This window comes from Variovorax sp. Soil_C_17 (genome assembly GCF_057657265.1).
The window spans coordinates 745,359-771,235 of record NZ_JBDGIT010000003.1; the positions used below are offsets into that span (position 1 = coordinate 745,359).

Below are 25,877 nucleotides of genomic sequence, written 5' to 3' on the forward strand. Positions count from 1 at the left end.
CTGGAGTCGACGTGCTTCGAGGCGTGGTGCGAAAGGAACGCCGCGTGGGTGCGCTACGCCGTGGTGGTCAGGTAGATGTCGGACTGCGCGACCTGCGCCAGGGTGATGTTGTGGAAGGTGATGCTCTGCCCCGCATCGGAGAACACGACGTTCTGCCCGTTCTGGCTCATGTGCGACAGCACGTCCGACGCGCTGTTGTAGCCGTAGCCGTGGAACCAGAGCCGGTCGATGTTCTCCAGGCCGTAGACATCGTTGGCGCCTCCGGCGTCCGACAGGCGGAACGAGAAGTCGTCCGCGCCGCGGCCGCCGATCAGCACGTCGTTGCCGGCGCCGCCCTCGATCCAGTCGTCCCAGCTGCCGAAGCTGTTGGACATGTAGTTGTCGAACCAGTAGGCACTCGCCCCGCGGAACTCGGCGGAGTCCGAGAAGCCGACCACGACATCGGCCCGGCTCATGCCGTTGTTCAGTGCGTTCACCCAGTTCGACAGGCCGCCCGCGTCGGGCGTGCGCCCCAGCACGTTCCTGTAGAGCAGCGTGACGAACTGCGTGTTGTTCAACGATCCGTAGTTCTGCTGGAATTCCGTCGAGCCCACGAAGCCGGCGGCCACCGTCTTCAACGATTGGCTGCCGGTGTCCAGCGCGTTCATCCAGTTCAGGAAGCCGCCGGCATCCGGCTCGCGACCGAGCGTGGCCAGGTAGAGCCGATAGACCTGGCCTTGGTGCTCGTTGCTCACCTTCGAAGTTGCAAAGGCGTCCACTTCCAGCGAGGTGTTGTTCTTGAATTCGGTCGAATCGGAAAATCCCGCAACCACGCTCGCCCGCGAAGCGCCCGCATTGAGGGACCCGACCCACCCCGACAAGCCGCCGGCATCGGGCGCGCGCCCCAGCACGTTCCTGTAGAGAAGGGTGACGAACTGCGTGTTGTCCAGCGCACCGTAGACCGCCTGGAACTCGGGCGAGGTCAGGAACTGCGAGGCCGCGGTTTCCACGGACATGCCATGGTTGAGCGCATGGACCCAGTCCTCGAAGCCCTTCACGTCGGGCTCCCGGGCGAGCGTCGCCCGGTAGAGCCGATAGGCCGAGCCCACGGCGCCTTCGCGCAGACCCGAAGCCCCGTCGCCGCCATCGATCGTGTCGTTGCCTTCGGAGCCGAACAGCACGTCGCCGGCCCATCCCCCCGTCATCCTGTCGTCGCCGCCGCCGCCGATCAAGCCGATCATCGAGGTCGTGCCCTTGGCGTCGAGCGTGTCGTTGTAGCTGGACCCGGCGACCGAATAGATCTGCGACAGCGTGTCGATCCCGCCCCAGCCGTCGACCACCGTGCCCATCTGCATGTTCGCGTTGATCGGGCCCGGATCGAAATCGTGGCGAGCCCAAACGCTCCAGCTGCCGTTCCCGACGATGAAATCGGAACCTGCGCCGCCCCAGATCATGTCCTGGCCGGCATCGCTGAAGATGGTGTCGCTCCCGCCATCGCCGAACAGATAGTCGTCGCCTGCACCGCCGCGGATGGTGTCATTCCCCTCGAAGCCCGAGATCGAGTCGTTGCCTCCCTGGCCATCGATGCTGTCGATGCTCGCCGTTCCGCTCAGCAAGTCGTTGCCTGCGGTGCCGTTGACAATCGCCATCCGTCCGTCCTCGAAAGTAGGTTGTTGATCTCTTGGCGCTCGAGCATTGGATCGACCGCTCGGGGGGCCCTTCCAGGGCCCGGGCAGTGTAACGTTTTGTATGCCATCAATTGCACGACGCGGTAGTTTTGCGTAGTAATTTTTCTCGCCTTTCTGAGCAAAACTGCGCGGCGCGTCCCCCCGCGCCACAATTCACGCCATGCAGCTCCACTACATCGCCAACGAAAGCGTCCCCTCCTCCACGGGCCGCACCCTCCCCGTCCTGGACCCGTCGGACGGCCAGCCCTTCGACGAACTGCAGCGCGGCAATGCCGCCGACATCGACGCGGCGGTGCGCGCCGCGCGCGACTGCTTCGAAGGCGGCTGGCAGAAGCAGAGCGCGGCCGAGCGCGGCCGGCTGCTCTACAAGCTGTCGCAGAAGATCGCCGAGCACACGGACGAGCTCGCGCTGCTGGAGCAGCGCGACTGCGGCAAGCCCGTCAAGCAGGCGCGTGCCGATGCGCTGGCGCTGGTGCGCTATTTCGAGTTCTATGCCGGCGCCTGCGACAAGCTGCATGGCGAGACCATCCCCTACCAGGACGGCTACAGCGTCTTCACCTGGCGCGAGCCGCACGGCGTCACCGGCCACATCATTCCGTGGAACTACCCCATGCAGATCTTCGGCCGCAGCGTGGGCGGGGCCCTGGCCGCGGGCAATGTCTGCGTCGTCAAGCCCTCGGAAGACGCCTGCCTGTCGCTGATCCGGGTCGCGCAACTGGCGGCGGAGGTCGGGTTCCCGCCGGGGGCCATCAACATCGTGACCGGCTATGGCCACGAGGTGGGCGATGCGCTGGCGCGTCATCCGGGCATCGACCACATCAGCTTCACCGGCAGCCCCAAGGTGGGCACGCTGATCCAGCAGGTGGCGGCGGAGCGCCATTGCCCCGTCACGCTGGAGCTAGGCGGCAAGAGCCCGCAGATCATCTTTGCCGACGCCGACCTGGGCGCCGCCATCCCGGTGCTGATCAACGCCATCGTGCAGAACGCCGGCCAGACCTGCTCGGCCGGCTCGCGGGTGCTGGTCGAGCGCGAGATCTACGAGCTGCTGCTGGAACGCCTGGGCCAGGCCTTCGAGGCGCTGCGCGTGGGGCCGGCCGCCATGGACCTGGACGTCGGGCCGCTGATCCGCCAGACGCAGCAGCAGCGCGTCTGGGACTTCCTGTCCGACGCCCAGCATGCCGGCATCCCGATGGTGGCCCAGGGCGTGGTGGTCGACGAGGCGCCGCAGACCGGCTTCTACCAGGCGCCCACCCTGCTGCGCGACGTGCCGGTGACGCATCGGCTGGCGCAGGAGGAAGTCTTCGGCCCGGTGCTCGCGGCCATGTCCTTCCGCGACGAGGACGAAGCCGTCGCACAGGCCAACGCCACCCAGTTCGGCCTGGTCGCCGGCATCTGGACGAAGGACGGCGCGCGCCAGTTCCGCATGGCCAGGCGGGTGAAGAGCGGCCAGGTCTTCGTCAACAACTACGGCGCCGGCGGCGGCGTCGAGCTGCCCTTCGGCGGCGTCAAGTCCTCGGGCTACGGGCGCGAGAAGGGGTTCGAGGCGCTCTACGGCTTTACCACGCTCAAGACCGTGGCGGTGCGCCACGGCTGAGCATCAGGCGAGGGCCGTGTCGAGCAACATCATCAACACGAACCCCACCATCAGCCCACCCGTCGCGAAGGCCTCGTGGCCTTTGCGGTGGGACTCGGGGATGATCTCGTGGCTGATCACGAAGAGCATCGCGCCGGCGGCAAAGCCCAGGCCCCAGGGCAGCAGCAGGGCCGAGTGGCTGACGATCGCCGCACCCAACACCGCCCCCAGCGGCTCGACCAGGCCGGAGGCCATGCCGATCGCCACCGCGAACGTCCGGCGGTAGCCGGCGGCCAGCAGCGCCGCGGCGACGACCAGGCCTTCGGGCACGTCCTGGATCGCAATGCCGGTTGCCAGCGCGCTGCCGCGCAGGGCGTCCCCGCCGGCAAAGCCGACCCCGATCGCCAGGCCCTCTGGCAGGTTGTGCAGTGCGACCGCGAACACGAAGAGCCAGGTGCGCCAGAGTGCGCGCGCGTCCCGCCCTTCCACGCCCTTGATGAAATGCTCGTGCGGCAGCACCCGGTCCAGCACCAGCAGCGCGAGGCCGCCCAGCAGGATCGCGGTGGCCACGATGCCTCCGGCGCCCCAGGCATCCGCGCCCCAGGCGCGCGCCGCGGCAATGCCCGGAATGATCAGCGAGAAAGCGCTCGCCGCGAGCATCACGCCGGCGCCGAAGCCGAACAGCGTGTCCTGCGTGCGCTCCGACAGCCGCTGCGAGAACACGATGGGCAGGGTGCCCAGCGCAGTCGCGAGCGCGGCGATCGAGCCGCCGGTCAGCGCCTGCAGCACCACCGGATGGTTGGCGGCGTACTGCCAGAACTGCGCGCCCAGCACCAGCACGCCCGCCAGCACGATGGCGATTCCGAGGGCCTGCCGCAAGGGCAAGGAGGGGCGCCCGGCGGCGCTGGCGAGGGACGGGCTTTGCTGCATGCCTCAGATGATAGTAATTCTCATCTGAGCCATGGTTCGGGAATTTCAATCCTGCCGATAGGCTTGTGAGCGTCCGGGCCCGCTAGAGCGCGCCACTCAAGAACCTGGGCAGGAGAACGAAGATCAGGACAACGGTTGCGAACGACGCAACCGAGGCTGCGATCATCAGCGCGCCGTCGTGCACCAGCAGCGCAAGGCCGAACAGGGCAATGGCCGCCATGGGGGCCGTGCTCGCGAACGGCACCAGTTCGAACAGCGGCACCGCCATCGCCAGAAGGATGCAGGCGATCGCCCCCGTCCGAACGAATGGACGCCGCGTCAGCGAACGCAGGCGTCCGTGAAACCATTTGTCCAGCCATCTGCCCAGCGGTCTCATCTTGGCGATCGCCTTGGTCAGCTTGTCGGAATGAATGGACCGCTTGGCCATGAATTCGGGAAGCCAGCAGCACCGCTTGCCTCGCAACAGTTGAGTCGCCACCAGGACCACCAGCAACGCCATCGCGCTCGCAACCCCCGGCAGTCCGCCCAGCGGAGAGAGTTCGAGCAGCGCGGGAAGGATCAGGAAGGGTCCATAGCTTCGGCCGCCGAATGCCTGGACGATCTCTCCCCCGCTCACTTCGGAGGAACGAGCTGCCGAGCGCTCGAGCGTATCGAGGATGTCCGAGACGCTGTGTACCTCGCCATGTTCCATGCTTGTCCTGAATCGCGGTGGATATCAATGTGCAAGGGGTCGAAGCCCCCACCTGTAGGACACCGATCCGAATGGCCGCAAGGCTGCTCCGTCCCGTCTTCGAGGTGCCTACACTTGCCCGTTTCTTCCCCCATCCCTGGAGACTCAGAATGCGCGTCAAGGACAAATCCATCATCGTGACCGGCGCCGGCGGCGGCATCGGCGAAGGCATTGCCAAACGCCTGGCGGCCGAGGGCGCGCAGGTCATCGTGAACGACATCAACGCCGCGCTCGGCGAGCAGGTGGTCGAGGCCATCCTGCGTGCCGGCGGCAGGGCCTCTTTCTTCGCGGCCGATGTCACGAAGTCGGCCGAGGTGCAGGCGCTGGTCGCCGCCGCGGTGCAGCGCCACGGCAAGCTCGACGTGATGGTGAACAACGCCGGCTGGACCCACCGCAACCGCCCGGCCCTCGAAGTGAGCGAGGAGGAGTTCGACCGCTGCTTTGCAGTCAACGTGAAGAGCATCTATCTCTCCACGATCCACGCGGTGCCGGCCTTCCGCGCCAATGGCGGCGGTGCGTTCATCAACATCGCCTCTACCGCCGGCGTGCGTCCCCGGCCCGGCCTCACCTGGTACAACGGCTCGAAGGGCGCGGTGATCACCACCAGCAAGTCGCTGGCCGCCGAGTTCGGCCCGGACAACATCCGCGTCAACTGCATCAACCCCGTTTTCAACCCGGACACCGGCCTGGCGGCCGAGTTCGCCGGCGGTCCGATCACCGAGGAGCGCAAGGCCAAGTTCCTCGCCACCATCCCGCTCGGCCGCTTCTCCACCGCGCTCGACGTGGCGAACGCGGCGCTCTACCTGGCAAGCGACGAGGCGGCCTTCATCAGCGGCGTCTGCATCGAGGTCGACGGCGCCCGCTGCGTCTAGTGGGCCGGGACAGCCCAGTCCACCGATGCGGCAGTGCAACATGAACGATGCCGCCGTGGTCAAGTCGTCATCAAGGGGCGCCGGGCCCGGCAATGGGTTAAATTGCCCTTTCCCCATGAGCCGCGCGGCCGTTCCGAAGGCTCATCGCACCGCAGCCGAAGGCGAAGGTATTCCAGTGAGCAGCAAGCACATCGTTCCCGTTTCCCAGATCGGCCACGCCCGCCGTGCCGCGCCGTTGCCGGCGCACGCAGTACCGGCCACCGGCGTGCTGCTCGACCGGCTCGCGCGCCCGCTCACCGACCTGCGCATCAGCGTCACCGACCGCTGCAACTTCCGGTGCAGCTACTGCATGCCCAAGGAAGTCTTCGACAAGGACTACCGGTACCTGCCGCACAGCGCACTGCTGAGCTTCGAGGAGATCACCCGGCTCGCGCGCATCTTCGCCGCGCATGGCGTGCACAAGATCCGGCTCACCGGCGGCGAGCCGCTGCTGCGCAAGAACCTCGAGCTCCTCGTCGAACAGCTGGCGGCGATTCGCACGCCCGAAGGCAAGCCGCTGGACCTCACGCTGACGACCAACGGATCGTTGCTCGCGCGCAAGGCCGCTGCGCTCAAGGCCGCGGGCCTGCAGCGCGTCACCGTCAGCCTCGACGGCCTGGAGGATGCCGTGTTCCGCCGCATGAACGACGTCGACTTCCCGGTGGCGGAGGTGCTCACCGGCATCGATGCGGCACACGCTGCCGGGCTCGGCCCGATCAAGGTCAACATGGTGGTCAAGCGCGGCACCAACGAGCAGGAAATCCTGCCGATGGCGCGGCGCTTCCGCGGCACCGGCGTGGTGCTGCGCTTCATCGAGTACATGGACGTCGGCGCCACCAACGGCTGGCGGATGGACGAGGTGATGCCCTCGGCCGAAGTGCTGCAACGCATCGCCGAGGAGTTTCCGCTCGATCCGCTCGAAGCCACGGCCCCGGGCGAGACTGCGCAGCGCTGGGCCTACCGCGACGGCGGCGGCGAGATCGGCGTGATCAGCAGCGTGACCCAGGCCTTCTGCCACGACTGCACGCGCGCGCGGCTGTCGACCGAAGGCAAGCTCTACCTCTGCCTGTTCGCGACGAGCGGCCATGACCTGCGGCCGTTGCTGCGCGGCGATGCCGACGATGCGCAGATCGCCTCCGCGATCGGCCACATCTGGCAGGGCCGAGCCGACCGCTACTCCGAGCTGCGCGCGCTGCGCGGCCCCGACACGGAGGCCGCCGGCGGCGCGCGCCGCGTCGAAATGAGCTACATCGGCGGATGACAGCGCCCGACGCCATCGCTGCCGGCGAGATCACCGGCCTGGTCCTCGCAGGCGGTCGCGGCTCGCGCATGGGCGGCATCGACAAGGGCCTGCAGAACTTCAACGGCACGCCGCTCGCGCTGCATGCGCTGATGCGGCTTTCGCCGCAGGTCGGCGAGCTGATGATCAATGCCAACCGCAATCTCGCGGCCTACGAATCCTTCGGCGTGCCGGTCTGGCCGGACGGCCTGGCCGACTATGCCGGGCCGCTGGCCGGCTTCCTGACCGGGCTGGAGCGCTGCGAGACGCCCTACCTGCTCACCGTCCCCTGCGACACGCCGCTGTTCCCCCTCGACCTGGCGCAGCGCCTGGGCGAAGCGCTGCTGGCGCAGGACGCCGAGATCGCCATGGTCAACGCCCCCGAGGCCGCGGCCGAAGCGGACGGCGCCTCGGCCCTGCGCCCCCAGCCGGTGTTCTGCCTGCTGCGCGCCACCCTGCTCGAAAGCCTGGTGCGCTTCACGCAGGAGGGCGGCCGCAAGATCGACCGCTGGACCGCCCAGCACCGCACCGCGCTGGCACCCTTCGACCGCCCCGGCGATGCGCCCGACGCCTTCTTCAACGCCAACACGCTGGCCGAGCTGCACGCGCTCGAAGGCCAGCGACGCTGACCCTGCTTCCCTCATGAGCCGCATTGCCGAGATCGCCGCCGAATTGGCCGGCTACGACCCCAAGGCCCTCGGCGTCGAAGCCGTGCAGGACTTTCTGGCGCGCCTTGCACGGTCCGCCGTCGTCCCGCAGACCGAGCGCATCGCGCTGCGCGACGCGCTGGGCCGCGTGCTGGCCGAGGACATCGTCTCGCCCGTGAGCGTGCCGCCGCACGACAACTCGGCCATGGACGGCTTCGCCTTCGACGGCGCCCTGCTGCCCGCCGACGCCGCCAGCGACGCGTCGGTGAGCCTGCGCGTGGCCGGCACCGCGCTCGCCGGCGCGGCCTGGCGCGGCACGCTGGCGCCGGGCGACGCGGTGAAGATCATGACCGGCGCCGTGATGCCGGCCGGCCTCGACACCGTGGTTCCGCAGGAGTTCTGCTTCGTGGAGGGCGAGCAGGTGCGCTTTCCGGCCAAGGCGCTGCGGCGCGGCGACAACCGCCGCCTGGCCGGCGAGGACCTGCAGCAGGGCCAGCCTGCCCTGCTGCGGGGCGAGCGCCTCTCGCCCGCCGCGCTGGGCATGGTGGCCAGCCTCGGCCTGCCCGTGGTGCCGGTGCTGCGCCGGCTGCGCGTGGCCTACTTTTCCACCGGCGACGAGATCCTGAGCCTGGGCGAGCTGCCGCGCGAAGGCGCGGTCTACGACAGCAACCGCTACACCGTGTTCGGCCTGCTCACCCGCCTCGGCTGCGAGGTGATCGACCTGGGCCTGGTGCGCGACGACCCGGCGGCGCTGGCCGACACGCTGCGCCGCGCCGCCACCGAGGCCGACGCCATCATCACCAGCGGCGGCGTCAGCGTGGGCGAAGCCGACCACACCCGCGCCGTGATGCAGCAGCAGGGCGACATGGCCTTCTGGCGGGTGGCGATGCGCCCCGGCCGGCCGATGGCGGTGGGCCTCATCCCCAAGCCGCGCGAGGCCGGCGGCAACGCCGTGCTCTTCGGCCTGCCCGGCAACCCGGTGGCGGTGATGGTCACCTTCCTCGCCTTCGTGCGGCCGGCACTGCTGCGCATGATGGGCTGCCACGAACAGGGCTGCACGCCGCCGCCACTGCTGCGGGCCAGGAGCGTCGATGCGATCCGCAAGAAGCCGGGCCGCACCGAATACCAGCGCGGCCGCGTCGAGCCTGTGCCGGGCGCGCTGCCCGATGTGCGCATCGCCGGCAACCAGGGCTCCGGCGTGCTCAGCTCGATGGTGGAAGCCAATGGCCTGGTCGTGCTGCACCACGCCCAGGGCAACGTGGCGGCGGGCGACCTGGTCGACGTGATGATGTTCGATGGCGTGATCTAGGATCGCGACCTCGGCCGGCGCAGGAGACGCGCATGCTCGCAGCCAGAATCGAGTTGATGCAGCAGATGCCGATCTTCGGCGCGATCGATGCCGCGACCATCGAGTTCCTGCTCGAGCCCGCGCCGGTGATCGAGGTCGCCGCCGGCGACTACTTCTGCCGCGAGGGCGACATGGCCGACGGCATGTACGTGCTCGAACGCGGCTGCGTGACCGTGTCGAAGAGCTGGGAAGACCAGCGCCTGCTGCTGCGCCGGCTCGGGCCGGGCGACTGCTTCGGCGAGATGTCGCTGCTGGACCTCTTTCCGCGCAGCGCTTCGATTCGCGCCGAAGAGGACTGCCGCGCCATCAGGATCACGTCCGACAACCTGCTGCGCCTGTTCGAGCGCGATCCCGCGCAGTTCGCGCTGATCCAGATGAACATCGGCCGCGAGATCAGCCGCCGCCTGCGCCACACCGACGAGCTGCTGTTCCGCGCCCGCATGGGTGAGGCGCTGGAGGCGCCGGAGCGCCTCGTCACCCGGCCGGCCGCACTCTAGGCGCCTGCGCGGCGGAAAAAAACGTCGGGTTTCCGCCGCGCAGACGCCTAGAGCCGCCCCAGCGCCCGCTCCACGCCCTTGTTGGCCAGCATGTCGGCGCGCTCGTTGCCCACGTCGCCCGAGTGGCCCCTGACCCAGCGCCATTCGATCTGGTGGCCGCCTTCGGACACCAGCTTGTCCAGTTCCTTCCACAGCTCCACGTTCTTCACCGGCTGCTTGGTCGAGGTCAGCCAGCCCTTGGCCTTCCAGCCGCGGATCCATTCGGTGATGCCCATGCGCACGTACTGGCTGTCCAGGTAGAGGATCACCTTGCAGGGCCGCTTGAGCGCAGCCAGGCCCTCGATCACCGCCTTCAGCTCCATGCGGTTGTTGGTGGTGTTGAGCTCGCCGCCGAAAATCTCCTTCTCGGTAGCGCCCGACTTGAGCCAGGCACCCCAGCCGCCCGGGCCCGGGTTGCCTTTGCAGGCACCGTCGGTGTAGATCTGTACTTCGTTCAAGAACCGTTTCCTTGTCGCTGTCGTGGTCGGTGATGGTGGTGGCCGCGGTGCACCCGGCCGGCGATCGGCACCGGCGCGCTCGCGCGCTGCGCCGCCCGGCGCCAATCGGCCGACAGCAGCCGCATGCCGCGCACGCGCTTGACCGCGACCAGGAAGTAGACCGCGCCGAAGATCGGCCACCAGCGCTCCCCCAGGGTGTCGAACCAGCGGCAGCGCTCGAGCCAGGCTTCGCTGCGCACCGCCGGCCGGTAGATGCCGAAGTCGCCCGACTCGACCTCGAAGCTCAGGAGCCGCAGCCAGTCGCGCATGCGCCGGTAGCCGATGAAGTCGCCGGAGTCGGGCAGGAAGAGCTCGCCGAAGCCGAGCCGTTGATAAAGATGCGCACGCCACTGTCGCATGCCCCACAGGCTGGTCGGATTGAGCCCGCAGATGACCACGCGGCCCTCCGGCACCAGCACGCGCTCGACCTCGCGCAGCGTGCCGTGCGGGTCGTGGCTGAGTTCCAGCGCATGAGGCAGTACCACCAGGTCGAGGCTGTTGGCCGAAAAAGGCAGCGCGGTGAAGTCGGTGACCAGTGCGCTCCTCGCGGCCAGGTCGGGATCGTTCACCGCCAGCCAGCGGTGCGGCATGCGGTTGGCGCGCAGCCCCTCCACCTCGGCCAGGCCGAGTTGCAATGCGTGATAACCGAAGACGTCCGCCACCGCCTGGTCGAAGCGTGACTGCTCCCAGGCCAGCAGGTAGCGGCCGGGAGGGGTCTGGAACCACTCGTGCAAACCTATAATTTGACCGCTCATGAAGCTCGTCCCCCTGCCCGCCTTCGCCGACAACTACATCTGGATGCTGCAGGATGGACGCAACGCGTTCGTGGTCGATCCCGGAGATGCCGCGCCGGTCTTCGATGCACCCGCTTGCGGCAATCTGCAGTTCGCCGCGATTCTAGGGTCTGTCCCTCCGCACCATGATGCCGATCACGGCGCTGCACCGCGCCAATGGAAAAACAACTTCCGATGAAATTCATCCTTGCTGCCTGCCTTGCCGGCTCGCTGCTGCTCGCCGGCTGCGCGAGCACCACCGGCACGGGCTCCTCTTCATCCTCTTCGACCGCCCCCGACGCCGCTTCCACCGCATCGAGCAGCGCCGCGGCACCGGTCTATCCCGGCGGCGCGCTGACCCCGATCACCTCCGGCACCACCCGCTCGCGCTCCGTCGTGACGCTCGCCCCGCCGGTCGACATGTGGGACCGCATCCGCCGCGGCTTCAAGATGCCAAACCTCGACACCGAGCTGGTGCGCGACCGCGAGCAGTGGTATGCGAGCCGGCCCGACTACATGCAGCGCATGACCGAGCGCTCGAGCCGCTACATCTTTCATATCGTCGAAGAGCTCGAGCGCCGCGACATGCCCACCGAGCTGGCGCTGCTGCCTTACATCGAAAGCGCCTTCAACCCGCAGGCCGTCTCCAGCGCCAAGGCCGCGGGCATGTGGCAGTTCATGCCCGCCACCGGCACCGATTTCGACCTCAAGCAGAACATCTTTCGCGATGACCGCCGCGACGTCGTCGCCTCGACCCGCGCCGCGCTCGACTACCTGCAGAAGCTCTACGGCATGTTCGGCGACTGGCACCTGGCGCTGGCCGCCTACAACTGGGGCGAAGGCAGCGTGAGCCGCGCCATCGCCCGGAACCAGCGCGCCGGACTGCCCACCGGCTACACCGACCTCAACATGCCGGCCGAGACCCGCTACTACGTGCCCAAGCTGCAGGCGGTGAAGAACATCGTCGCCAACCCGGAGCGCTTCAACGCCGACCTGCCGGTCATCGCCAACCACCCCTACTTCCAGACCGTCACGCTCAAGCGCGACCTCGACGTCGCCCTGGCAGCCAAGCTGGCGGATGTGAAGATCGAGGACTTCCGCGCCCTCAACCCCTCGGCCCACAAGCCGGTGCTGCTGGCCGCGGGCACGCCCGAGATCCTGCTGCCCTGGGACAACGCTGCCGTGTTCCAGCGCAACTTCGAGGCCTACAGCCAGGGCCAGTACGCGAGCTGGACCGCCTGGACCGTGCCCCACACCATGACCGTGGCCGACGCCGCCCAGCGCTCGGGCATGAGCGAGTCCGACCTGCGCGCCATCAACAGCGTGCCCCCGCGCATGATGATCAAGGCCGGCTCGACGCTGATCGTGCCGCGCGGCGCGCGCGTGCAGGAGGACGTGCAGGCCACCGTCGCCGACACCGGCCACTTGAGCTTCCAGCCCGAGATCGTCACCCGCCGCACCGTGGTCAAAGCGGGTCGCAACGACAACGTGGCGAGCATCGCGCGCCGCTACAGGCTCAGCCCCGCCAGCGTCGCCGAGTGGAACGACGTGAAGACCGGCCATGTGTTCCAGCGCGGCGGGCAGGTGGTGGTCTACCTGCCGGTGCGGGCCGCAGGCGCCGAGCGCGTCGGCCGCGGCTCGCGCGGACGTCTCGACAGCACGGTCGTCGTGACCAGCAAGCGCGGCGGCGGCGTCGTCAAGACCAGCACCGCCAGGAACACGCCGGTCGCCAGGTCGGGTTCCTCGGGCAAGATCGCGCGTGAAAAGCGCGGCGGCACGCCGTCCAAGAAGAAGCGCTGAGACCCCGAAGCAGCTCGCTTGTGAAACATCAGCTCGATGTGAGGGTTAGCCACCCGCCCCGCTTGCAGCTGCCCTTTTCCAGGTCAAACTGAGCTTCCTGTGCGACGCCGCGCAGTCGCGCAGGTAGAGATTGATGAGGCTCTGGTAGGGGATGCCTACCTCCTCGGATATGCCCTTGAAGTACGCAATTGCGTCTTCGTCCAGCCGGATGGTGATTTGCTTCTTCAGCTGGGAAGCGTACGGATTCTTTCGGGACTTGGAGAAGTCGTATTCCTTGCGCATGCTGCACCTGTTACGGGTAAGACTTCGACTCACGGGTTGTTGCCCTGCGTGCCGAGATGATTCGAATGAGGTTGCCGTCGCTTCGATAGCAGTGGCAGACCACAAGCAGCCGAAGCGTGCTGCTCAGGCCCAGGAGGATGAAACGTTCTTCGTCCTCGGAGTGGTCCGGATCATCGATCAACAGCGCACGTTCATCAAAGAAGACAGTGCGAGCCTCTTCGAATGAAACATTGTGCTTCTTCTCGTTGGCTGCTGCCTTCCGATCATCCCACTCGAACCGAAGTGCGCTCATCCGGTGAGTGTAACTACGTTGTAGTTGCGCCGCACCGAACGCGGAGATGTCACACGGCCCTCATGGCGGCGAAGAAGGCACGAACCGCTCAGAGCTTCTCCGTCTCGCCGCTCTTCGGCTGCCATTTCATGAGCCGCCGCTCGATGAGGCCCACCAGTCCGTCCAGCACCAGCGCGAAGGCGGTGAGCACCGCGATGCCGGCGAACACGGTGTTGACGTCGAAAGTGCCTTCGGCCTGCAGGATCAGGTAGCCCACGCCGCGCGCCGAGCCCAGGTACTCGCCGACCACGGCGCCGACGAAGGCCAGCCCCACCGAGGTGTGAAGGCTGGAGAACACCCAGCTCGTCGCGCTCGGCAGGTAGACCGTGCGCAGCAATTGCCGCCGGCTGGCGCCGAGCATGCGCGCATTGGCCAGGACCACCGGGCTCACCTCGCGCACGCCCTGGTAGACGTTGAAGAACACGATGAAGAACACCAGCGTGACCGCCAGCGCCACCTTGCTCCAGATGCCCAGGCCGAACCACAGCGCGAAGATGGGCGCCAGGATCACGCGCGGCATCGAGTTCGCGGCCTTGATGTAGGGATCGAGGATCAGGCTGGCAGTCGGAGCCAGCGCCAGCCAGAGCCCGCAGGCCAGGCCCAGCAGGGTGCCGATGCCGAACGCCAGCACGGTCTCGAGCAGGGTGACGCCCAGGTGCAGATAGATGTCGGCTCGGCCCGCCAGGCCATCGGGAAAGAGCACGCTGGGCCCGATGGCGATGGGCAGGAACCAGCTCCAGATCCGGCCCGCCACCTTGATCGGCTCGCCCAGGAAGAAGGCAACCTGCGAGTCGCGCGACACCAAGTGCCACAGCACCAGCAGCACGACCAGGAGCGCGAGCTGCCAGCCGCGGGCGTTGCCCTCGTTCGGCCGCAGCGTCATCAGGCGGCCTTCTTCAGCTGCTGCGCATAGCCCTTCAGCACCTCGTCGCGCAGCACGTTCCAGATTTGCGAATGCAGCTCGACGAAGCGCGGATGCGTGCGCACCTCGGCCACGTCGCGCGGACGCGCAAGGTCGATGGCGAACTCGCCGATCGGATGCGTGCCCGGGCCGGCCGAGAGCACCACCACGCGGTCGCTCATCGCGATGGCCTCGTCGAGGTCATGCGTGATGAACAGCACCGCTTTTCGTCCCTGTTGGCCCCCGGGCGCGTTGCGCACCGGCCCTGCGGCGGCCCGGCGCCCGGTGCTCGGGGCGGCCCACAGTTCCAGCACTTCGTTCTCCATCAGCTGCCGCGTCTGCACATCGAGCGCGCTGAAGGGCTCGTCCATGAGGATGATGTCCGGGTCCAGCGCCAGCACCTGGGCCAGCGCGGTGCGCTTGCGCATGCCGCCCGAGAGCTCGTGCGGGTAGCGGTCGCCGAAGCCCGCCAGCCCCACGCGCGCCAGCCATTGTTCCGCCAGCACCCTCGCCTCCTCGTCGGGCGTGCCGCGGTACTGCAGCCCCAGCATCACGTTGGCGAGCGCGCTGCGCCAGGGCATCAGCGCCTCGGTCTGGAACATGTAGCCTGCGCGCGTGTTGATCCCCGAAAGCGGCTGGCCGAAGACTTTCACCGTGCCCGAGGAAGGCTCCAGCAGGCCGGCGCCGACGTTGAGCAGGGTCGACTTGCCGCAGCCCGTGGGCCCGACCACCGAGACGAACTCGCCAGCGCGCACCCGCAGCGAGGTACCGGCCACGGCGGTGTAGCGCTGGCCGCGCTCGTCCTTGGAGCGGAAGGTGCAGCTGATGTCGAGCAGTTCGAGCGCGTGGTCGGGTTCGGCGGGCATGGACGAAAGAAAAAAAACCCGGCCGGAGCCGGGTCGCGAAAACGGGCAACTCAAGCTTTGAAGCGCTCCTTCGCACGGCGCGCGAAGTCGTTCGTATAGGTCTTGGCCAGGTCGATCTTGTCGGCCTTCACCGTCGGGTCGAAGCTCGCGATGGCGGCCAGCGCGGTTTTCGGGCCCTCGGGCGGCACGATGCCGTCGGTCGCGATCGCCTCGCGCACCTTGTCGAAGGAGGCCAGGTACAGCGCGCGGTCGCCGAGCAGGTAGGTCTCGGGCACGGTCTTGATGATGTCGCCCGGACCGGCGGTCTGCAGCCACTTGAGGGCATGCACGATCGCGTTGGCCAGTGCCTGGCAGGTGTTGGGATGCTTCTGGACGAATTCCGCCGGCGCATAGAGGCAGGCCGCCGGCATCGGGCCGCCGAACACCTCCTGCGTTCCTTTCAGCGTGCGCGTGTCGCTGATGATCTTCACGTCGCCCTTCTGCTCGAGCATGGTCATCACCGGGTCGGTGTTGCTGATGGCGTCGATCTGGCCGGAGCGCAGCGCCGTCAGCGCGCCGGCGGCCACGCCCACGCCGATGAAGCTCACGTCGCTGGCCTTGAGGCCGCCGCGCGAGAGCACCAGGTTGGCCACCATGTTGGTCGACGAGCCCGGCGCCGACACACCGATCTTCTTGCCCTTGAGATCGGCGATTCCGGTGTAGCCCGCCATGTTCTTGGTCGACACCCCGATGGCGATCTGCGGTGCGCGGCCCTGCAGCACGAACGCCTGGAAGACCTGGTTCTTGGCCTGCAGGTTGATGGTGTGCTCGTAGGCGCCCGAGCACACGTCGGCCGAGCCGCCCACCACGGCCTGCAGCGCACGCGCGCCGCCGGCGAAGTCGGAGATCTCGACATCCAGCCCCTCGGCCTTGAAGTAGCCCAGCTGCTCGGAGATGGTGAGCGGCAGGTAGTAGAAGGCCGCCTTGCCGCCGACCGCGATGGAGATCTTCGGCTTTTCGAGCTTGGCCTGCGCACGCACCCACAGCGGCGCCGCGATGGAAGCGGCTGCACCCAGGGTCGCGGCGACGGTGAAGCTACGGCGGTGGAGCATGCTTGGTGGCCCTGGGGCTCTCTCTGGGATCGTTGTTCGAATCGAGCTTAGGGGCGCGCACCATCTGCCTGCATCGGGAACATCCCGTGCGGGTTTCCACGTAAACATGAAGGCCTCTAGCGGCCGGCGAAAAGGATCGCGATGTTGACTGCGAACGCGAGCGCCCAGACCGTGCTGCGCGCGCTGCCGAAGCCGCGAATGTAGAGCGCGATGTAGACGATGCGCAGCAGCACGTAGGCCGCGGCCAGCATGTCGAGCCGCGCCTGTGCCGCGCCGAGCTGATGCGCGATGACCACCGCGCCGATGAAGAAGGGAAGGCCCTCGAAGCTGTTGTTCTGTGCGGCGAGCGCTCGCGCGCGCCAGCCGGCCTGGCGCCCCATCCAGTCGCGCGGCGCCTGGTTGTCGCGCAGCCTGAAGTTGCCGATCTTCGCGATGTACGCCGCGAGGTAAGGCAGGAGCGCCGCGGCCAGCACGCACCAGTAGGCCAGCGTCAACGAGGGCAGGCGCATCTCAGCGTCGATCGACCAGCGCGTGCGCGATGGTGCCGAGGTCCACGTACTCGAGCTCGCTGCCGGCCGGCACGCCGCGCGCGAGCCGCGTCACGGTGAGCCCGCGCTGCCGCAGCGCCTCGCCGATCACGTGCGCCGTGGCCTCGCCCTCGGCGGTGAAGTTCGTGGCGAGGATCACCTCGCTCACCGTGCCGTCGAGCGCGCGATCGAACAGCTTCGCGAGCCCGATGTCCTTGGGGCCGATACCGTCGAGCGGGCTCAGCTTGCCCATCAGCACGAAGTAGTAGCCGCGGAAGGCGGCGGTGCGCTCCAGGGCCGCCTGGTCGGCCGGGGTCTCGACCACGCACAGCTTGGTGGCGTCGCGGCGTGCATCGAGGCACACGCTGCACACCGGCGCCTCGGTGAAGGTGTTGCAGCGCTCGCAATGCCGCACCTGCGCGGCGGCTTCCTGCAATGCGCGCGCCATCCGCTGCATGGCCTCGCGGTCGTGCTGCAGCAGGTGGAAGGCCATGCGCGAGGCCGACTTGACGCCGACGCCGGGCAAGCGGCGCAAGGCCTCGATCAAGCCCTCGAGCGCGCTGGAATCCGCCATGCGGACGCTTAGAAGGGGAGCTTCATGCCGGGCGGCAGGCCGGGCATGCCGGCGGTCAGCTTGCCCATCTTCTGCTCGCTGGTTTCCTCGGCCTTGCGCACCGCGGCGTTGAAGGCGGCGGCCACCAGGTCTTCCAGCATGTCCTTGTCGTCGGCCAGGAGGCTGGGGTCGATGGTGATGCGCTTGACGTCGTGCTTGCAGGTCATCACCACCTTCACCAGGCCGGCGCCCGACTCGCCCTCGACCTCGATGGTGGCCAGCTCTTCCTGCGCCTTCTTGAGGTTGTCCTGCATTGCCTGCGCCTGTTTCATGAGGCCGGCCAGTTGTCCTTTGTTGAACATCGTTGGTCCTGTGGTCGTTGAATGGATGAAAGAAGGATAAGCCGGATCAGGCGGGCCGCAGCGTGCCCGGCACGATCCGGGCGTCCCAGTCGCGCATCATGGACTGCACTTCGGGGTCGTTGCGGATCGCTTCCTCGGCCTCGCGCTGCCGCGCATCGGCCGCCTGCTTGTTGCGGCGCGCCGGGCTGTCGGCCACGGTGCCGATCTCGATGGCGAGCTTCACGTCATGGCCCAGCGTCGCCAAGGCCCCCTGCAGCTTGTCGCGGCTGCCCGCCTGGTTGAGCGACTCGCGCTCGACGCGCAGCAGCCACTGGTCCACGTCGCGCGCCACCAGCTGCGATTGGAGCGCCAGCTCGCGCGCCAGGGCGGCGATCGCCTCGGCCGCCACCAGCTGCGTGACGGTGGCATACCAGAAGTCGCCCTCCTCGCTGGGCTCGATCGGACCCGGGACGTTTTCGCGCGCGAGGTCGCGGGCGCCGGGCGGGGGCTGCACGCGCACCTGCATGGCCAGCACCTGGGCTGCCGCCGGGGCGGCTTCGGGCGCGGGCGGCGCGTCGGCGAAGCGGCCCTCCTCGCGCACCGGCAGGCGGTGGCCGGGGGGCGCGGCGCTTGCTGCGCCAGGTGGCGACGGGATGGGCGTTGTCTCTGCAACGCCGGCAGGTCGTGGGGCGGCAACCGGGGCCCGGGCGGCCTGCGGGCGCTCGGGCGCGCCCGCGGAGGCTTCATTCAGAGTTTTTTTTTCCGCGCCGGCCGCAGCCGCAGGCTTGAAGGCCAGCAGGCGCAACAGCACCATGGTGAGCGCGGCGTACTCGTCCGGCGCCAGGCCCAGCTCGCCGCGGCCGTGCAGGCACAGGCTGTAGAGCAGCTGCGTCTCGTCGGCCGGCATCGCGGCAGCGAGGCGCGCGGTCTCGGCCGCATCGGGGTCGCCCGCATCGGCGGCCTCGGCGCGCGAAGGCACGGCCTGCAGCACGGCCATGGCTTGCAGCACGGCCGTCATTTCCTCGAGCGTGGAGGCAGCCGACAGGCCGTCGCGGCGCAGGCCCTCGGCGGTCTCGACCACCGTCCGGCCGTCGCCCTGCGCCAGCGCCTCGATCAGGCGGAACACATGGCCGCGGTCGACGCTCCCCAGCATCTGGCGCACGCCGCCTTCGGTCAGCTCGCCGTTGCCGAAGGCGATGGCCTGGTCGGTCAGCGACAACGCATCGCGCATGGAGCCGCGGGCGGCGCGCGCGATCAGGCGCAGCGCATGCGGCTCGGCCGGCACGGTTTCGGTCTGCAGCACGCGCGTGAGGTGCTCCAGCACGGTCTCGGGCGCCATCGGCCGCAGGTTGAACTGCAGGCAGCGCGACAGCACCGTGACGGGCACCTTCTGCGGATCGGTGGTGGCCAGCACGAACTTGAGGTATTCCGGCGGCTCCTCCAGCGTCTTCAGCATCGCGTTGAAGGCATGCCCGGTGAGCATGTGCACCTCGTCGATCATGAAGACCTTGAAGCGGCCCTGCACCGGCTTGTAGACCGCCTGCTCCAGCAGCGCCTGCACCTCGTCGACGCCGCGGTTCGAGGCCGCGTCCAGTTCGGTGTAGTCGACGAAGCGGCCCGAGTCGATGTCCTTGCAGGCCTGGCAGACGCCGCAGGGCGCGGCGGTAATGCCGCCCTGCCCGTCGGGCCCCTGGCAATTGAGCGACTTGGCCAGGATGCGCGAGACGGTGGTCTTGCCGACGCCGCGGGTGCCGGTGAAGAGGTAGGCGTGGTGCAGCCGCTGGGAGGTCAGCGCGTTTTCGAGCGCCTGCACGACGTGTTCCTGGCCGACCATCTCGCTGAAAGTCCTGGGGCGGTGTTTGCGAGCGAGAACGAGATAGGCCATCGGCGCATTTTAGGTTGTCGTCAAAGTTGTCCTTGAGGGCCGGCCAAGGGACGGCATAGGCCTTTTTACTTATGGATTTTCATTGTTTCGCCCCTAGCATGGCATGGTCTTCCAAGGAGACGGACATGCCCACTGCGCATCCCAGGGCGGCGGCGCGCGCGCCCGCGGCCAAGGCCAAGTCCCAGCAGTCGACTGGCGCGCGCCGCTACTGCATGCAGCCCGTGCAGGCGCCGCGCCAGTTCGACAACAGCGTCTCGGCCGGCCGCGCCTCTGCCATCCTTGCCGCGAGCAAGAAATGGGTGAACGGCACGCAGCTCAGCTACTACTGCTACAAGCGCGGCGACGGGGTGCCGGCCGCCTGGCAGGGCAACAGCGCCGACACGGGGGTGGTCGACGAGGCGTTCGAGGCCTGGGCCAAGCTGGGCATCGGCATCAGCTTTCGCCGTGTCGAGGCGCCCGAGGATGCGATCGTGCGCATCGGCTTCGACCCGCAGGACGGATCCTGGTCCTACGTGGGCCGCGACGTGCTCGGCGTGCGCGACCCGCTGCAGCGGACGATGAATTTCGGCTGGCCGCTCAACACCGACTACGGCAACGACACCGCGCTGCACGAGATCGGCCACACGCTGGGCCTGGAGCACGAGCACCAGAACCCGCATGCCGGCATCACCTGGAACCGCCAGGCGGTGCTCGACTACTTCTCGGGCCCGCCCAACAACTGGCCGGAGCCGCAGATCGAGTGGAACATCCTGCGCAAGATCCCGGCCGCGGAGGTCAAGGGCACCACGTGGGACCCCGACTCGGTGATGGAGTACCACTTCGAACCCGGCCTCATCGATGCGCCCGCGCAGTACCGCGAGGGGTTGGTGCCCAAGGGCGGGCTTTCGTATGCCGACAAGGCCTGGGTGGTGGAGTCCTACCCCGGCGTGCGGGCACCGGCGGTGGGTACGCTGAAGGTCGGGCTGTCGCAGCTGCTCAAGCTCAAGGCCGGCGAGACCCGCAACTTCGAGTTCGTGCCGCCGCGCACGCGCACCTACCAGCTCGGCACCTTCGGCACGTCCGACACGGTGCTGGTGCTGTTCGAGGTCACGCCCGCGGGCAACGTGCAGATCGCGGGCAACGACGACAGCGGCACCGACCTCAACGCGCGCGTCAGCATGCGCCTGCAAAAGGGCCGGCATTACCTGGTGGGCGTGCGCCTCTACTACGCCGATGCGGCCCTCGAGACCTCGCTGATGGCCTGGTGAGCCGGGGGGCATGGGGGCGTCGCCTACAATCGCCGCTGACGGGCCTCCCCGCATGGTGAAGTGGCCAACCGGGTCAGGTGGGGAACCAAGCAGCCCTAACTGCGTAGCCAGTGCCGGGGGTAAGGCTCGTCAACCTCACATCAGCAAAAAAGCCGCGTGGACCCACGCGGCTTTTTTGCTGGCCTGCAAGACCTGCCTCAGGTCGCCGCCTCGAAGCGCTCCAGCTTGGCCAGCAGCGTTTGCGCCAGCGCCACCGTCTTGTGCTCCATGCTCGCCACCCGATAGCAGCCCAGCGCCCGCCCTTCGTAGCTGATCGCCGCCACCGGGAAATGGTGGCCGAGCGCCGTGGCCGCATCGTGCAGGCATTCCGCGATCGATCGCAGGCCCTGGCGCACGTAACGCTCGTCGGCAGTGCCGATGCTGACGCTGTAGTTGAAGTACCTCTCCCGGATCTTCTTGATGTCGACGTTCGGATGCATGGATGGTGGGCGGCCTCAGGGCCGGCGATTGTCTGCCGATCTGCAAACAAATGCACTTCAGCCGGAAGTATGCAATTTCATGGCTCGGCACCGCTCCGGCCCAGCCACCGCAGCACGCCGCGTGCCGCCACCACGCCGCTCGCCATCGAGGCGGTCAGCAGGTAGCCGCCCGTGGGCGCCTCCCAATCGAGCATCTCGCCGGCGCAGAACACACCGGGCAGGGCCGTGCTCATGAGGTGTGCATCGAGCGCCTCGAAGCGCACGCCGCCGGCACTGCTGATCGCCTCGTCGATGGGCCGCGGCGCGACCAGCCGCAGGGGCAGCGCCTTGATCGTCTCGGCCAGCTTCTCCGGCACATGCATTTCGTCGCGCGTGAGCACCTCGTGCAGCACCGCGGCCTTGATGCCCTCGAGGCCGAGCCGGCTCTTCAGGTGGCTGGCCACGGAGCGCGCCCCGCGCGGATGCAGCACGGCCGCACGCACCTGCTCGGGCGTGCGGTCGGGCAACAGGTCGAGCCACAAGGTGGCGCTTCCCTGCGAGGCGATCTCGTCGCGCAGCAAGCCCGAGGCCGCGTAGACCAGGCTGCCTTCGATGCCTGTCGCGGTCGCGACGAACTCGCCCTTGCGCGCGAAGCGGCGGCCCTGCGCATCGCTGCAGAAGACCGCGACCGACTTGAAGGGCTTGCCGGCGAAGCGCTCGGCGAAGTAAGGCGTCCAGCCGATGTCGAAGCCGCAGTTGGCCGGCGCCAGCGGCGCCACCTCCACGCCGCGTGCGACCAGCCAGGGCACCCAGGCGCCATCGGACCCCAGGCGCGACCAGCTGGCGCCGCCCAGTGCCAGCACGGTGGCCTCGGGCGTCACCTCCAGCTCGCCTGCCGGCGTGGCGAAGCGCAGCGCACCCGCCTCCGACCAGCCCAGCCACCGATGCCGCATGTGGAATTGCACCCCGGCCTCGCGCAGCCGATGCAGCCAGGCGCGCAGCAGCGGCGCTGCCTTCATGTCGGCGGGAAACACGCGGCCCGAGCTGCCGACGAAAGTCTGGATGCCGAGCCCATGCACCCATTCGCGCAGGGCCTCGGGCCCGAAGGCGCGCAGCAGCGGCTCGACTTGCGCGCGGCGCGCGCCGAAGCGTCCGGCGAAGTGCTCGAAGGGCTCGGAATGCGTGAGGTTCAGACCGCCGCGACCCGCCAGCAGGAACTTGCGTCCGACCGAGGGCATGGCATCGTAGAGATGCACGGCCAGGCCCTGCGTGCTCAGAACCTCGGCCGACATCAGCCCGGCCGGGCCGCCGCCGACGATGGCGACCGTCTTGATGTTTCCATTGCTCATCGGAATGCCTTCGCCTTCGCCTTCGGCTGCGGTGCCATTCGCCTTGGGAGCGGCCCGGCGGCTCATTCGACGCTCACCAGTTCGCCCTTGCCTGTCAGGAAGGCCGCCCGCACCGTCTCGCCGGGGCAGGCCTCCTGCACGGCTTCGCGATAGCGCCTCAGCTGCGCGATCAGCGCCTCGTCGCGCTCGGGACGAGCCGCCGACTTGTAGTCGAGCACCCACCAGACGCCGCTCGCGCGGTGCCGCACCAGGCGATCGATGCGCAGCACCTCGCCGCCGTGGACCAGCGTGACTTCGTTGCCGTGCCAGGCCAGCGCGCCGGCATCCCAGGCCCAGGCGCCCTCGCCCGCACGGATGCGCTGGGCCATTGCGGCGGCGACTCGGGCGGTGTCGGCGTCCAGCCCGAACTCGCGGCCCGCGGCCCGCACATGGGCCGATGCCGGCGGCACGCCGGGCTGCGCCCACTCGAGCAGGCGGTGCATGGCCTGGCCCAGGGCCGAGGCGCGTGAATCGGCGCTCCTTGCCCCGACGCGCGCAGCCGTGCGCGCCAGGTCGGCCGGCACCGGCAGCTGGAGCATGCCGAAGATGTCCTGCGCCTGAGACGTGCCGCCCGCGGAGGCGCCAGCGGCGGACACAGTGTCGATGGGCTCGCAGAGCGCTTCCAGGCGCGCCCACCAGCTGCGGCCGTCGGGCCGCGCGGCCGGCACCGCCGACAGCACCAGCTCGCCCCGCGCACGCGTGGTCGCCACGTAGAGTCCATTGATCTCCTCGCGGTGCCGCGCGGCCTGCTCCTCGGCCATGTCGCCGGTGGTGCAGGCCGGCGGGCTCTTCTCGCTCGCGACGAACACGAAGCGCTCGGGCGCCGGCGCCTGGCCGGGCCACTTGACGAGCACGCCCATGGTCTGCGCTCGCTGCGCCGAGGCGTCGGTGTCCAGCATCAGCACCAGGTCGGCCTCCAGGCCCTTGGCGCCATGCACGGTGAGCAGCTGCACCGCATCGGCCGCGGCAACCGTGGGCGCGCGGGTGCCGCCGCGGCGCAGCGCGCGCACGAAGGCATAGGGCGTGGCAAAGCGCGCACCGTCGAGCTCGAGCGACGCGGCCATCAGCCCGCGCAGGTTGCCGAGCACGCTGGCGCGCAGCGCCGACGGCGCAGCGGCGGCGAAGCGGCCGAGCACATCGGCGTCGTGATAGATCGCGCTGAGCGCGTCGTGCGGCGGCCAGTCGGCCAGCCAGCGCTGCCATTGGCGCAGGCGCGGCCCGATGCCCGCGAGCGGCGGCGCCAGGTCCGGCGCCTGCAGCAGCTCGAACCAGCTCGCGCCGCGCTCGCGCCGGCGCAGTGCCAGGCGGACCAGCGCATCGTCGTCGAGGCCGAAGAGCGGCGAGCGCAGCGCGCGCGCCAGCGAGAGGTCGTGGTCCGGCGAGACCAGCGCATCGATCAGCGCCACCATGTCCTGCACCTCGGGCGCGTCGTGCAGCTCGTTCTTTTCGGGCTGCTGGACCGCGATGTGCAGCTTGCGCAGTTCGTCCTGCAGCGCCGCAAGCCGGCTGCGGCGGCGTGCCAGCACCATGATGCGGCTGGGCGCGAGGCCCTGCGCGATGCGCCCGGCGATCCAGCGCGCAGCCTGCTCGCATTCCTTCTGCAGCAGCTTTTCCTCGGGCAGCACGCGCGGCGTGACGAGGCTGTCGCGCCACGGCAGCAAGCCTTGCTCGTCGGTCCCACCGCCCTGCTCCTTCGATGCGATGGCGTCTCGCGGAATCGGCGGCAGCTTGCGCACCCGGCCCGCTGCGCGCGATTCGGTGGTGTGGTTGCGGAATCCGCTGAACTCGCCGGCGCGCTGCGCATCGCCCATGGCCGCATTGACCAGGCCGACCACGGCCTGTGCGTTGCGGTGGGTGTGGTCGCAGTTGAGCAGGTCTCCGTCCAGGCCTTCCTTGACGAACTGCTTGGCCGCGATGAACACCTGCGGCTCGGCGCGCCGGAAGCGGTAGATGCTCTGCTTGGGATCGCCGACGATGAACACGCCCGGCCGCCGCCCGCCGGCCCCCGCATAGCTGCCCAGCCAGCCGTGCAGCGCCTGCCATTGCAGCGGATTGGTGTCCTGGAACTCGTCGATCAGCAGATGCCGCACGCGCGCATCGAGGCGCTCCTGCACCCATCCCCACAGCTCGGCGTTGCCCAGCAGCAGGTGCGCTGCCTGTTCGACGTCGTTCATGTCGACCCACCCATGCGCCGCCTTGACCTCGGCGAAGCAGCGGATCAGCAGGCGGGTCAGCCGCGCCATGCGCTGCTGGTAGAGCCAGGCGGCATGCTGGGCCTGCGCCTCGCAGTACTGCTGCAGGTACTGCTGCGCGGCGCGCACGTCTTCGATGCCGGCGAGCTTGTCGCTGAACTTGCGAGGCTCGCCCTTCAGCGTGAGCAGCGCGTCGAGCACCCCGGCGATGCGGCCCTTGGCCACGGCGTGCTCCAGCTTCACGCCCTTCTGCGAGAAGGTCGGCGCACCGGCGCGGCCCAGCGCGCGCGCCGCGGCGAGCAAGGCGGCGCGGCAGGCCGGGTCGTGCAGCAGCCAATCCTCGGGCGTCTCGGCGCCCGCGAAGGCGGGATAGAACTCGCCCATGGGCACCACGGCATCGTCGACGGCGCCATGGGCATCGGCCAGCGCGAACTCGACACGCCGCGTCAGCGCCTCGTCCAGCGCCTTGGCGGTCTGCGAGCGGCCGTAGTGCGCGACCAGCGCGCGGTAGTCGGCTGCGGCCTCGGGGTCGTCCGTCACGGCCGCGAAGAAGGGGCGCCAGACATGCGCGCGCGCCTCGGCGTCGTCCTCGAGCAGCTGGTAGTTGGCCGGCAGCCGCAGCCGCTCGAGCACCGCGACCGGCGCACTGCGCAGCAGGCCGGCGAACCAGGCGTGGAAGGTGCGGAACTGGACCGGCCGGCCGCCCGCCAGCAGCTCGCGGTAGAGGCCCTGCAGCCGCGGCGCGCGGGCCTCGGCGGACGCGCGGTCCATGCCGCGCATCACGAGCTCCGGCACCAGCGCCTCGATGGGCTGCGCCGCGAAGACTTCCAGCCACTGGTCGAGCCGCTCGCGCATCTCGCCGGCGGCTTTCTTGGTGAAGGTGATGGCCAGGATCTCGTGCGGCGCGCAGGCGCTTTCGCCCTCCTCCAGCAGGGCGCGCAGGATGCGCGAGACCAGCATCCAGGTCTTGCCCGCGCCGGCGCAGGCCTCCACCGCCACCGAGCGGCGCGGATCGCAGGCGACGGCGTAGAAGCGCTCGCGCGAGACGCCGGCGCCGTTGTGCTCGTAGGCCGCGGCCTTCGGCGGCACTGCGGGCATCGGCGGGGGCGGCGCTTCGACTGGCG

25 protein-coding genes, 1 other RNA gene and 1 pseudogene are annotated in these 25,877 nt (G+C 69.1%); 10 read left to right on the forward strand and 17 right to left on the reverse strand.

What is annotated here, in order from left to right:
- Nucleotides 1-53: 53 nt before the first annotated feature.
- Nucleotides 54-1,628 (reverse strand): DUF4214 domain-containing protein, encoded by a 1,575-nt coding sequence (locus tag AC3A6Y_RS18670; protein WP_487869708.1) that lies wholly within the window; start codon nucleotides 1,626-1,628, stop codon nucleotides 54-56.
- A gap of 199 nt (nucleotides 1,629-1,827) precedes the next feature.
- Between AC3A6Y_RS18670 and AC3A6Y_RS18675 the strand changes: the two genes are divergently transcribed.
- Entirely contained in the window at nucleotides 1,828-3,261 is a 1,434-nt protein-coding gene (locus AC3A6Y_RS18675) for an aldehyde dehydrogenase family protein (RefSeq protein WP_487869709.1), read from the forward strand.
- Between the two features lie 3 nt (nucleotides 3,262-3,264).
- Here AC3A6Y_RS18675 and AC3A6Y_RS18680 read toward each other — a convergent pair whose 3' ends face one another.
- Together AC3A6Y_RS18680 and AC3A6Y_RS18685 are read right to left on the reverse strand one after the other, a co-directional pair.
- A complete protein-coding gene (locus AC3A6Y_RS18680; RefSeq protein WP_487869710.1) occupies nucleotides 3,265-4,170 on the reverse strand; it encodes a ZIP family metal transporter in 906 nt (301 codons plus the stop codon).
- An 82-nt stretch (nucleotides 4,171-4,252) separates the two neighbouring features.
- The gene (locus AC3A6Y_RS18685) at nucleotides 4,253-4,861 is read right to left on the reverse strand and encodes an exopolysaccharide biosynthesis protein (protein ID WP_487869711.1); all 609 of its coding nucleotides are present in this window, start codon (nucleotides 4,859-4,861) and stop codon (nucleotides 4,253-4,255) included.
- Nucleotides 4,862-5,010: 149 nt separating this feature from the next.
- Here AC3A6Y_RS18685 and AC3A6Y_RS18690 point away from each other — a divergent pair, with 149 nt between their 5' ends.
- The 5 genes from AC3A6Y_RS18690 to AC3A6Y_RS18710 all read left to right on the forward strand — a co-directional run bounded on the left by AC3A6Y_RS18690 (nucleotide 5,011) and on the right by AC3A6Y_RS18710 (nucleotide 9,582).
- Nucleotides 5,011-5,772, forward strand: coding sequence for an SDR family oxidoreductase (locus AC3A6Y_RS18690; RefSeq protein WP_487869712.1), 762 nt, complete (start codon nucleotides 5,011-5,013; stop codon nucleotides 5,770-5,772).
- A 169-nt stretch (nucleotides 5,773-5,941) separates the two neighbouring features.
- The gene (moaA, locus tag AC3A6Y_RS18695) at nucleotides 5,942-7,072 is read left to right on the forward strand and encodes a GTP 3',8-cyclase MoaA (RefSeq protein WP_487869967.1); all 1,131 of its coding nucleotides are present in this window, start codon (nucleotides 5,942-5,944) and stop codon (nucleotides 7,070-7,072) included.
- Nucleotides 7,069-7,719 carry a molybdenum cofactor guanylyltransferase MobA gene (gene mobA, locus AC3A6Y_RS18700; protein ID WP_487869713.1) on the forward strand — a complete coding sequence of 217 codons (651 nt, stop codon included), beginning with the start codon at nucleotides 7,069-7,071 and terminating at the stop codon, nucleotides 7,717-7,719. Before moaA ends, mobA begins: the two co-directional genes overlap by 4 nt.
- 13 nt (nucleotides 7,720-7,732) lie before the next feature.
- The gene (gene moeA / locus AC3A6Y_RS18705; RefSeq protein WP_487869714.1) at nucleotides 7,733-9,046 is read left to right on the forward strand and encodes a molybdopterin molybdotransferase MoeA; all 1,314 of its coding nucleotides are present in this window, start codon (nucleotides 7,733-7,735) and stop codon (nucleotides 9,044-9,046) included.
- A 32-nt stretch (nucleotides 9,047-9,078) separates the two neighbouring features.
- Nucleotides 9,079-9,582 carry a Crp/Fnr family transcriptional regulator gene (locus AC3A6Y_RS18710; RefSeq protein ID WP_487869715.1) on the forward strand — a complete coding sequence of 168 codons (504 nt, stop codon included), beginning with the start codon at nucleotides 9,079-9,081 and terminating at the stop codon, nucleotides 9,580-9,582.
- Between the two features lie 47 nt (nucleotides 9,583-9,629).
- Here the strand turns inward: AC3A6Y_RS18710 and rnhA are convergent, their stop codons facing one another.
- Nucleotides 9,630-10,079, reverse strand: a complete 450-nt coding sequence (gene rnhA, locus AC3A6Y_RS18715) for a ribonuclease HI (RefSeq protein WP_487869716.1) — start codon at nucleotides 10,077-10,079, stop codon at nucleotides 9,630-9,632.
- Entirely contained in the window at nucleotides 10,076-10,852 is a 777-nt protein-coding gene (locus AC3A6Y_RS18720; RefSeq protein ID WP_487869968.1) for a class I SAM-dependent methyltransferase, read from the reverse strand. The genes rnhA and AC3A6Y_RS18720 overlap by 4 nt, the downstream gene beginning before the upstream one ends.
- 19 nt (nucleotides 10,853-10,871) lie before the next feature.
- Between AC3A6Y_RS18720 and AC3A6Y_RS18725 the strand changes: the two are divergent.
- A pseudogene (locus tag AC3A6Y_RS18725) lies at nucleotides 10,872-11,051 on the forward strand (hydroxyacylglutathione hydrolase); the annotation flags it as partial.
- Between the two features lie 35 nt (nucleotides 11,052-11,086).
- Entirely contained in the window at nucleotides 11,087-12,691 is a 1,605-nt protein-coding gene (locus AC3A6Y_RS18730) for a transglycosylase SLT domain-containing protein (protein WP_487869717.1), read from the forward strand.
- A 45-nt stretch (nucleotides 12,692-12,736) separates the two neighbouring features.
- Here the strand turns inward: AC3A6Y_RS18730 and AC3A6Y_RS18735 are convergent, their stop codons facing one another.
- The 9 genes from AC3A6Y_RS18735 to dnaX form a co-directional block, all read right to left on the reverse strand.
- Nucleotides 12,737-12,973, reverse strand: a complete 237-nt coding sequence (locus AC3A6Y_RS18735; protein WP_487869718.1) for a BrnA antitoxin family protein — start codon at nucleotides 12,971-12,973, stop codon at nucleotides 12,737-12,739.
- Nucleotides 12,974-12,983: 10 nt separating this feature from the next.
- A complete protein-coding gene (locus tag AC3A6Y_RS18740) occupies nucleotides 12,984-13,265 on the reverse strand; it encodes a BrnT family toxin (protein WP_487869719.1) in 282 nt (93 codons plus the stop codon).
- Between the two features lie 88 nt (nucleotides 13,266-13,353).
- A complete protein-coding gene (locus tag AC3A6Y_RS18745; protein WP_487869720.1) occupies nucleotides 13,354-14,187 on the reverse strand; it encodes an ABC transporter permease in 834 nt (277 codons plus the stop codon).
- Nucleotides 14,187-15,071 (reverse strand): ABC transporter ATP-binding protein, encoded by an 885-nt coding sequence (locus AC3A6Y_RS18750; RefSeq protein WP_487869721.1) that lies wholly within the window; start codon nucleotides 15,069-15,071, stop codon nucleotides 14,187-14,189. The genes AC3A6Y_RS18745 and AC3A6Y_RS18750 overlap by 1 nt, the downstream gene beginning before the upstream one ends.
- 50 nt (nucleotides 15,072-15,121) lie before the next feature.
- A complete protein-coding gene (locus AC3A6Y_RS18755; RefSeq protein WP_487869722.1) occupies nucleotides 15,122-16,162 on the reverse strand; it encodes an ABC transporter substrate-binding protein in 1,041 nt (346 codons plus the stop codon).
- A 116-nt stretch (nucleotides 16,163-16,278) separates the two neighbouring features.
- Nucleotides 16,279-16,671: an MAPEG family protein gene (locus AC3A6Y_RS18760; RefSeq protein ID WP_487869723.1), complete on the reverse strand. Its 393-nt coding sequence runs from the start codon at nucleotides 16,669-16,671 to the stop codon at nucleotides 16,279-16,281.
- Between the two features lies 1 nt (nucleotide 16,672).
- The gene (gene recR, locus AC3A6Y_RS18765; RefSeq protein ID WP_487869724.1) at nucleotides 16,673-17,263 is read right to left on the reverse strand and encodes a recombination mediator RecR; all 591 of its coding nucleotides are present in this window, start codon (nucleotides 17,261-17,263) and stop codon (nucleotides 16,673-16,675) included.
- Nucleotides 17,264-17,271: 8 nt separating this feature from the next.
- Nucleotides 17,272-17,604, reverse strand: a complete 333-nt coding sequence (locus AC3A6Y_RS18770; protein WP_012747441.1) for a YbaB/EbfC family nucleoid-associated protein — start codon at nucleotides 17,602-17,604, stop codon at nucleotides 17,272-17,274.
- A gap of 46 nt (nucleotides 17,605-17,650) precedes the next feature.
- Nucleotides 17,651-19,468 carry a DNA polymerase III subunit gamma/tau gene (dnaX, locus tag AC3A6Y_RS18775; protein ID WP_487869725.1) on the reverse strand — a complete coding sequence of 606 codons (1,818 nt, stop codon included), beginning with the start codon at nucleotides 19,466-19,468 and terminating at the stop codon, nucleotides 17,651-17,653.
- A gap of 125 nt (nucleotides 19,469-19,593) precedes the next feature.
- Here dnaX and AC3A6Y_RS18780 point away from each other — a divergent pair, with 125 nt between their 5' ends.
- Both AC3A6Y_RS18780 and ffs read left to right on the forward strand, forming a co-directional pair.
- Complete coding sequence (locus AC3A6Y_RS18780) at nucleotides 19,594-20,715, forward strand: M12 family metallopeptidase (RefSeq protein ID WP_487869726.1); 1,122 nt, start codon at nucleotides 19,594-19,596, stop codon at nucleotides 20,713-20,715.
- Between the two features lie 37 nt (nucleotides 20,716-20,752).
- Nucleotides 20,753-20,849: signal recognition particle sRNA small type (ffs, locus tag AC3A6Y_RS18785), an RNA gene on the forward strand.
- A gap of 63 nt (nucleotides 20,850-20,912) precedes the next feature.
- Here the strand turns inward: ffs and AC3A6Y_RS18790 are convergent.
- The 3 genes from AC3A6Y_RS18790 to AC3A6Y_RS18800 all read right to left on the reverse strand — a co-directional run bounded on the left by AC3A6Y_RS18790 (nucleotide 20,913) and on the right by AC3A6Y_RS18800 (nucleotide 25,851).
- On the reverse strand, nucleotides 20,913-21,194 hold the full coding sequence (locus tag AC3A6Y_RS18790) for a hypothetical protein (protein ID WP_487869727.1): 282 nt from the start codon (nucleotides 21,192-21,194) through the stop codon (nucleotides 20,913-20,915).
- Between the two features lie 77 nt (nucleotides 21,195-21,271).
- Entirely contained in the window at nucleotides 21,272-22,522 is a 1,251-nt protein-coding gene (locus AC3A6Y_RS18795; RefSeq protein ID WP_487869728.1) for a TIGR03862 family flavoprotein, read from the reverse strand.
- Between the two features lie 62 nt (nucleotides 22,523-22,584).
- Nucleotides 22,585-25,851: a UvrD-helicase domain-containing protein gene (locus tag AC3A6Y_RS18800; protein WP_487869969.1), complete on the reverse strand. Its 3,267-nt coding sequence runs from the start codon at nucleotides 25,849-25,851 to the stop codon at nucleotides 22,585-22,587.
- Nucleotides 25,852-25,877: the final 26 nt, after the last annotated feature.